We start from the raw sequence: 7,713 nt of genomic DNA, 5'->3' as shown, positions 1-7,713 counted from the left end.
GGGAGCAAAGGAACTCGGCTCCGCGCGCCGTCACCCGTTCGCGCAGGGAGGCGGATTCCTCGGTCGAAATCGAGGACCAGTCGATCATGATGCCCGGCGTCTCTTTTCCCGAAAGTAAGCCGCTCTCACCGAAGTAGACCTGCTCCACGTCGCGCCCGGTGGAAACCATCGTGCAAAAAACATCGACACCGGCCAGGTCTGCAGGGCTGTCGACCAGTGTCGCACCCTTCCCGGCGAGGGGCTCTGCCTTGGATCGCGTCCGGTTCCAGATTCTGACATCGTACCCGGCCTTCACGAGGCGTTCGGCCATCGGATAGCCCATACGGCCCATGCCAACCCATCCAATTACAAGTCCTGCCATTGCTCTTTCTCCAGTCTTACTTCTTCCAACGGGTTGCCGGCGGCGTCTGATGCTCGGTGCGGTGCCGGCCAGGACTGATCAAAATTGGCCCGCATTTTCGATGAAGCTCCACTTCCGGATGCCCAGGCCATCCAGGGAATGATCCTTTCCAAAACTTTGACCAGCCCATATGTGCAAACGATTGCGTAGACGGTAGGCGGGGCATCGGTTACCGTCAAGGGCGATTTAATGCTCGATTAGGGGAGGGCGGCCCGGATGCCAGTTTCGGAGATGTCGACCTGGAAACTGAAATCTGCCACGGAGCGGCCAGCCGCCAGTTCAGGCTTTGTCATTGGAAGGCGCGCATTTGAATCTCTTCATCCTGTTGAGCAGGTACATGCCGGTTTCGGGAACGACCTTGCGCTTGGTTCGCCGGCTCGAATCAATCTGACGCCCGCAAGCTGAATAGGGGAAGGCATTGGACACGATCGATCCAATTGTGCTGCTGACAATCGTAATCGCTCTCGGCGTCGGCGGCTTTTTCAAGGGTGCGACCGGCGCCGGGGCCCCGTTGGTGGCCGTCACGATCATCGCGGCCTTCTACGACGTCACGATGGGGATTCTGGTGATGGTCGTTCCGAACATCGTCATGAATGCCAGACAGGTCTGGAGCTACTACTCTGAAATACAGCCAGCACGGATGGCAATCCTGTTGTCCCTGGGCGCGGTTCCCGGAATGATCATGGGGACCGCGCTTCTTGCCAGTGCGCCCCAGGATGTTCTGCAATTGAGCCTGGGTCTGTTCATCGGTTGCTACCTGGGCTTGCGGATCGTCGATCCGCAGTTCTCTATCTCGGCGCGGACCGCGGACAGGCTCGGGCTTCCGACGGGCGTTCTCGGCGGGATCATGCAAGGCGTCGTCGGCACGTCCGCACCCATCGGCCTGCTGTTCCTGAACAGCCAGCGGCTTGCGCGGCCAATGTTCATCGGCACGATTTCATCTTTCTTTCTGGCCAATTCGATCGTGCAGGCGCCCGCCCTCTGGTGGGAAGGCCTGCTGACACTGCAATGGGTTACCATAAGTGCGCTTGCCGTCATCCCCGTGTGGATTTGTCTGACTCTGGGGAACCGCGCAGCAAAGAAGCTCTCCCCCAAGGCTTTTGACAGGTTGATTCTCATCTTGCTCGCCGTGCTTGCGGTTAGGTTGATCTGGCGTGGGTTAATGTGATGCAGTGGCTCTGGTGCTCATGGTGGAAGCACGTCCCCGCATCGCTTGCATCCACAGGTTTTTCGAAATTGTATGACCGTCATAAGAAAGTGTGAGACTTAGGGATAGACACCTCGGCCAACAATGTGGCACCGTCGGCTGCAATCGATTGCGTCGTCGACGCAGGCGATTGGCCAAGGCGGGTGCTGTCCGCTCGGCCGGACCTGTGCTGCACAAGGGAGGATCGAAGAAATGAATGACACTGTATGGTATCGGCGATTGGCGCGGACTGGCGCGCTTTGGGCTGCGACAGCAGCGCTACTGGCCCTGACCGTTCCGGCGCCGGCGATGGCGCAGGAAGTGAACAACCCCGGTATTCTTGTGCATGCGGCCGACGACGAGGCTGCCTCGCTCGATCCGGCTCAGGTGGAGCCCGGCGAGGCCGGCGACACCATCGTGCTGCAGGTCTACGACCGGCTTCTCGACTTCGTGCCCGGCTCTCCCGATCCGCAGCCTTCGCTCTCGACGGAGGTGCCGACGCTGGAGAACGGGCTGATCTCCGAGGACGGGCTGGCCTACACCTTCCCGATCCGGCGGGACGTGGTGTTCCACGATGGCAGCCCGCTGACCGCTGACGACGTGCTCTATTCCTGGGAGCGGGCCATGACGATGGACCTGCCGGAAGGTAATGCCCGCATCCTGATCGACAACATCGACAGCATGCGGGTCGTGGACGAGTACACCTTCGAGGTGACGCTCAAGGAGGTAAGCGGGAGCTTCCTCAACCGCATCGTGACCTCTATGGTGGCGTCGATCGTCAGCGAGGAAGCCGTCGAGGCGAACGGCGGGTACGCGCCCGGCGAGTTCAGCGAGTTCATGGCCACAAATGTGGTCGGCAGCGGGCCGTACCGTTTCGTGACCTGGAACCGCGGCGAGAACATGCGGCTCGAAGTCTTTGAGGAGTATTGGGGCGAGCCCGCGAGTCTCGATGTCCGCATCGAGATCGGCGGCGACCCTGACGTCCGCGTTCTTGGCCTGCGTGCGGGCGAGTTCGATACGATCGAGACCGATCCGTCCTTCATCGCCGATCTCGAGGGTGCCGACGGCGTGACCATCTATCAGGAAGGTCTGCTGCTCGAACCGATTCACATCGGGTTCAACCTGCGCATCAATGAAGAGGACCTTCCGGACAGCGACACAATCCCGGCCGACTTCTTCCATGATCCGAAAATTCGGCAGGCGTTCAACTATGCCTTCAACTACGAAGGCTTCCTGCAGGGGCCGCTCGCAGGCTTCGGCGCCTTGATTCCGCACTATCTGCCGCAAGGCATCTTCGGTTGGGATGAAAGCCAGCCGGTGTACGAACAGGACCTTGCCAAGGCCGAAGAGCTGTTCCGCGAGGCCGGGGTCTGGGAAGAAGGCTTTGAGGTTTCCGTCATCACCGAGGCGGGCAACCTCTTCGCCCTCATGGGTCTCGTGATGAAGGACTCCATCGAAGATCTGAACCCGAACTTCCGGATCAACGTACTTGCCGTGGCCGAAGCCGTGTTTGACGATGCTCATGCCTCCGATCCAGTGCCATATGCGATGTGGATCAAGAACGCCGACCCGGGTGCCGACCCCGACACCTTCTTCCAGGACTACGTTCACCCGGACGGTCCGTGGGGCGAGGTGCACGGGTTCCGCAACGGCTATCAGGAGGCTGACCGGATCGCCGAGCTGATCGACGCCGGTGCGGTGGAACTGGATACCGCTCGCCGGGCCGAGATCTACGATGAGTTGACCCGCCTCGCATTCGAGGATCCCATGTGGATCATCGGCGCGCAGGAAGGCGTGACCATGGCGCACCGCGACTGGGTCCAGAACTTCACGATGCAGCCACTTTGGCCGCGGCCCGGCCTCAAGTTCGCGCTGTTCGACAAGTAGGCACTGGTCATGAAACCGGGGCGTCGCGGGATCTTTCCGCGGCGCCTGCCTCGAGACCGCGATTCACATTGCCCGGGCGCGGGTCGGACGCTGACAGAGGTTGGTCATGCAGCTCAAAGACTACATCATCCGGCGGCTCATCATCCTGCCGTTCCTGATCATCGGCGTGTCGGTGGTCGTCTTTTCCCTGACGCGGATCGGCGGGTCGCCGGTCGGCATCTATCTCAGCCACGAGATGAGCCAGGAACAGGTGGCCGAGATCGAAGCCCGATTCCACCTCGATAAGTCCCTGCCCGTGCAGTATTTCTATTGGGCGCGCGGCGTACTCAGCGGCGACTTCGGCTGGTCGGGCGTCTCGGTCGCGCCGGTGGCGGAGGTATTCCCGAAAAAGCTCGCCGCGACGATGGAACTCGCGGTCGCGTCGGGCATCGTTGCCGTGGCGATCGGTGTCTGGCTGGGCACCTTCGCCGGTGCCCGCCGCAACAAGCCGGCCGACCATATCACCCGGATCGTCGCGGTCAGCGGAGCGAGCATGCCGAACTTCTGGTTCGCCATCTTGTTGCTGATCGTCTTCTGGGCGAACCTAGGGTGGGCGCCGATCGGCCGGGCGTCGCCGGAGCTGTTTGCGGCCGTGCCCCAGCGAACCGGACTGTACACGGTGGACTCGCTCATCGCCGGCAATCTCAATGCATTCTTCGATGCGCTCTGGCACCTTATGCTGCCCGCGATCACCCTTGGCTACGGCGCCACGGCGATCATCGCGCGCATGATGCGCTCCTCTCTGGTCGAGGAACTGCAGCAGGACTACGTCGATGCCGCCCGGGCCAAGGGCCTGCCCGAACGGTTGGTGCTGAAGAAGCATGCGCGGAGGAACGCGCTGATCCCTACGGTCACGGTGATCGGTCTGACCTTCGGGTTTCTTCTGCAGGGGACCGTGTCGATCGAGATCATCTTCCGCTGGCCGGGTATCGGCAAGTGGATGGCGGACTCGGTTCTGCGCGGCGACCAGGCCACGCTAATGACCTACGTGCTGTTCACCAGCATTCTCTTCCTTTTCGTGAACCTCGTCGTCGACATCATCTACGCCAATCTCGACCGTCGCGTCGAACTGGGGAAGTAAGCCATGGTCGATTTCCCGCAATCCACCCGACGCAACGCCATCGATACAATCGCACCGGAATCAGCTCTGCGCGTCCGTTGGCGCCGCTCAACGGAACTGACGGCCAAGATCCTGTCCAATCCGGCCACGGTGCTTGGCTTCGCCATCATCGTCGCGATGTTCTTCATGGCGATCTTCGCGCCTTGGATCACGACGGCGAATACGCCCGACCCCTACCAGATGCCGCGGGACTGGGGGGCAACGCGCATGCCCCCGGGCACGCCGGGCTACCCGCTGGGCACCACCAACGAGGGTGGCGATGTCTACTACGGTATCGTCTGGGGCACGCGCATGTCGTTGCAGTTGTCGATCACCGTGGTGGGGATCACGCTCGTCGTGGGCTCGATAATCGGCAGCCTCGCAGGGTTCATTGGCGGCAAGCTGGACGAGGTTCTGATGCGGATCGTGGACGTGTTCCTGTCGATCCCGGAGCTGATCTTCGCTCTGGCGATCGCAGCGATCCTCGGGCCTTCCTTCGGCAACATCATGTTCGCGCTCGCCGTGGTTTTCTGGGTGAAATACGCGCGGATAATGCGGGCCCGCGTCATCCAGATAAAGAACAGCGACTACATCGATGCCGCCCGGATCATCGGTGACAGCAAGCTGAACATCTATTTCCGCGACATCCTGCCCAACTCCTTCACGCCGGTGATGGTGCAGGCGACGCTGGACATGGGCAACGTGGTGCTGATCGCTGCGACCCTGTCGTTCATCGGTCTGGGCGAAGCGGGTATCGCCGAATGGGGTGTTCTTGTGTCGGAAGGCCAGGCGGGCATCGCCTCGGGGCGCTGGTGGGCATCAACCTTTCCAGGCCTGATGATTTTCCTCTGGGCACTCGCATTCAACCTGGTCGGTGACGGTTTGCGTGACGCGCTAGACCCCAGAACTGAGAGTTCTCGCTGATGCTAGACATGATCAAGCGGAAGTCGGGCACCGCAAATTCGTCCGCGACGATTGCGTCGGTCAAGGATCTGACCGTCCATTTCCAGTCAAAGAAGGGCAAGGTCCATGCCGTGGACCGGGTCAGCTTCGAAATCTACGACGGCGAGACGTTGGGACTCGTCGGCGAGACTGGCTGCGGCAAGAGCGTTACAGGACGATCGTTCCTCCAGCTCCTCCCGATCCCTCCCGGTATCCTCGCGCAGGGCACGGTCAACTTTCATCCTCATGCGCGTTGTGCATCCTGCACCGGGGAGGGCTGCGCCGAGTGTGAGCATACCGGGCGCTGCCCCGTGCCTTGCCCGTCCTGCGAAGGTTCCGGATGCAGTAGGTGCGATGACAGTGGCGCGGAGACCGTGGAGCTGTTGCGCCTTCCCGATCGCGATATCCGCGAGATACGCGGTGACCGGATCGCCATGATATTCCAGGACCCAGGTAAGGCCCTCAATCCTACACTGACCATCGGAGACCAGATTTCGGAGGTGTTCTTCCAGCACCGGACCGACGATCTGCTCGAAGCGTCGGGCTTCGACGCGGCGGACCGGGAATTCGGTGCCGGGGCACTGAAGCGTCTGGCGTCGCAGCGGAATGGCGGGATCGACAATCTCTTGCTGTCGATCCCGCCGCTAAGGGGGCGACGCGACCGCATCCTGAAGGCGCTGTCCGAAATGGTGGCCGAAGCCCTCGCGCAGACGCATATCCCGAACCCGCAGCAGGTCATGGATCGGTATCCGCACGAGCTGTCGGGCGGAATGCGACAGCGCGTGATGATTGCCCAGGCGCTGGCATGCAACCCCGACCTCCTGATCGCGGATGAGCCGACAACCGCGCTCGATGTGACGGTGCAGGCGCGTATTCTTGATCTGATCAGCGACCTCCAGCAGCGCCGCCAGACCTCGGTGCTCTATATCAGCCACGATCTGTCGCTCGTCCGCCGGATCTGCGACCGGGTGGCGGTGATGTATGCCGGGCGGATTGTCGAGATCGGCCGCACCGATCAGGTATTCAAGAATCCCTGCCACCCATACACCCGGGGCCTGTTGCAGGCGGTGCCGACCGCAGCACGCAAGCGTGGCGAGCTGATGGCGATCAAGGGCACCGTGCCCGAGCTCGTTGACCCGGCACCGTCGTGTCGCTTTATTGGGCGTTGCCAATACGAGCAATCGGCCTGCCGCATGCAGGACCCGGCACTTCATCCGGTTGCCGATGAGCACTCCGTATCCTGCTTCATTCATCATCCCGCGCCCGCCGGTGACGCACCCGGCTTCGACAAGAGGACATCATGAACGTGCAGGCCGACTTCGGAACCGATCCGTCCGGCAAGGGCGCAGACGATATCGTCCTCGCAGTCCGGAATCTCAAGAAACACTTCCCCATCCGCGACGGCGTTTTTCAAAGGGTCGTTGGTCACGTGAAGGCCGTCGACGGAGTGAGCTTCAACATTCGCCGTGGCGAAACCGTTGGCCTCGTGGGTGAGAGCGGCTGCGGCAAGAGTACGCTGGGGCGCTGCGTCAGCGGTCTAAGCGACCCGACCTCGGGCGGCGTCTATTTCGGCATTAGTGCTGACGATTGCGCACGGGTCGACGACCACCAATCCACCGGGGCCGCGCTGCCCTCGTCGGAGATTGCGGACATCGAGGCTCGCCACCGCATCGACCTTCTGCAAGGGGACGCTCAGCGCCGCTTCCGGCGGAACTGCCAGATGGTCTTTCAGGATTCCTTTGCGTCCCTCAACCCCCGGCATCTTGTTGTTGATATCGTCGGGCGTCCGCTTAGGGTCTACAAAGAGGCTTCGGGAACAGAACTGACCGAGCGGGTGGTATCTCTGCTCGAACAGGTGGGGCTGGGGCGACATCACCTCTACCGGTATCCGCACCAGTTTTCCGGCGGCCAGCGGCAGCGAATCTCGATCGCGCGGGCCTTGGCTCTCGATCCGGAACTCATCGTTCTCGACGAGCCGACCTCAGCTCTAGACGTGTCAGTGCAGGCGCAAATTCTCAATTTGCTCAATGATTTGCAGCGTGATAACAATCTCGCCTACCTGTTCATCACCCACGACCTGGCCGTGGTCCAACACATGGCTGACCGGCTGGTCGCGATGTACCTCGGCAGAGTGTCGGAGACCGGTGAGACGAAGACCGT

At 61.6% G+C, this 7,713-nt stretch carries 7 protein-coding genes; 6 read left to right on the top strand and 1 reads right to left on the bottom strand.

What is annotated here, in order from left to right:
• Positions 1-331: NAD(P)-dependent oxidoreductase (locus VJ897_RS05605; RefSeq protein ID WP_324054049.1), on the bottom strand; the 331-nt coding region annotated here is incomplete at its 3' end.
• Positions 332-818: 487 nt separating this feature from the next.
• Here VJ897_RS05605 and VJ897_RS05600 point away from each other — a divergent pair.
• The 6 genes from VJ897_RS05600 to VJ897_RS05575 form a co-directional block, all read left to right on the top strand.
• Positions 819-1,568 carry a sulfite exporter TauE/SafE family protein gene (locus VJ897_RS05600; protein ID WP_324054048.1) on the top strand — a complete coding sequence of 250 codons (750 nt, stop codon included), beginning with the start codon at positions 819-821 and terminating at the stop codon, positions 1,566-1,568.
• Positions 1,569-1,895: 327 nt separating this feature from the next.
• The gene (locus tag VJ897_RS05595; RefSeq protein WP_324054046.1) at positions 1,896-3,473 is read left to right on the top strand and encodes an ABC transporter substrate-binding protein; all 1,578 of its coding nucleotides are present in this window, start codon (positions 1,896-1,898) and stop codon (positions 3,471-3,473) included.
• 106 nt (positions 3,474-3,579) lie between these two features.
• Positions 3,580-4,593, top strand: a complete 1,014-nt coding sequence (locus tag VJ897_RS05590) for an ABC transporter permease (protein WP_324054044.1) — start codon at positions 3,580-3,582, stop codon at positions 4,591-4,593.
• Positions 4,594-4,596: 3 nt separating this feature from the next.
• Positions 4,597-5,535 (top strand): ABC transporter permease, encoded by a 939-nt coding sequence (locus tag VJ897_RS05585; protein WP_324054042.1) that lies wholly within the window; start codon positions 4,597-4,599, stop codon positions 5,533-5,535.
• An 8-nt stretch (positions 5,536-5,543) separates the two neighbouring features.
• Entirely contained in the window at positions 5,544-6,857 is a 1,314-nt protein-coding gene (locus VJ897_RS05580) for an ABC transporter ATP-binding protein (protein WP_324054040.1), read from the top strand.
• Positions 6,854-7,713 (top strand): ATP-binding cassette domain-containing protein (locus VJ897_RS05575; protein ID WP_324054039.1); only part of this gene is annotated, 860 nt, incomplete at its 3' end. The genes VJ897_RS05580 and VJ897_RS05575, both read left to right, overlap by 4 nt.

This window comes from Salibaculum sp., from assembly GCF_035270045.1.
In the GTDB taxonomy this organism is placed as follows: Bacteria; Pseudomonadota; Alphaproteobacteria; order Rhodobacterales; family Rhodobacteraceae; genus Salibaculum.
The sequence above is the reverse complement of the archived record's forward strand: the minus strand, read 5'-3'. Positions and strand labels throughout refer to the sequence as shown.

Bases quoted from the DNA above. Each gene is read 5' to 3' on its own strand.
- VJ897_RS05595 (WP_324054046.1), top strand. From the start codon at position 1,896: ATGGCGCAGGAAGTGAACAACCCCGGTATTCTTGTGCATGCGGCCGAC.
- VJ897_RS05590 (WP_324054044.1), top strand. From the start codon at position 3,580: ATGCAGCTCAAAGACTACATCATCCGGCGGCTCATCATCCTGCCGTTC.
- VJ897_RS05585 (WP_324054042.1), top strand. From the start codon at position 4,597: ATGGTCGATTTCCCGCAATCCACCCGACGCAACGCCATCGATACAATC.
- VJ897_RS05580 (WP_324054040.1), top strand. From the start codon at position 5,544: ATGATCAAGCGGAAGTCGGGCACCGCAAATTCGTCCGCGACGATTGCG.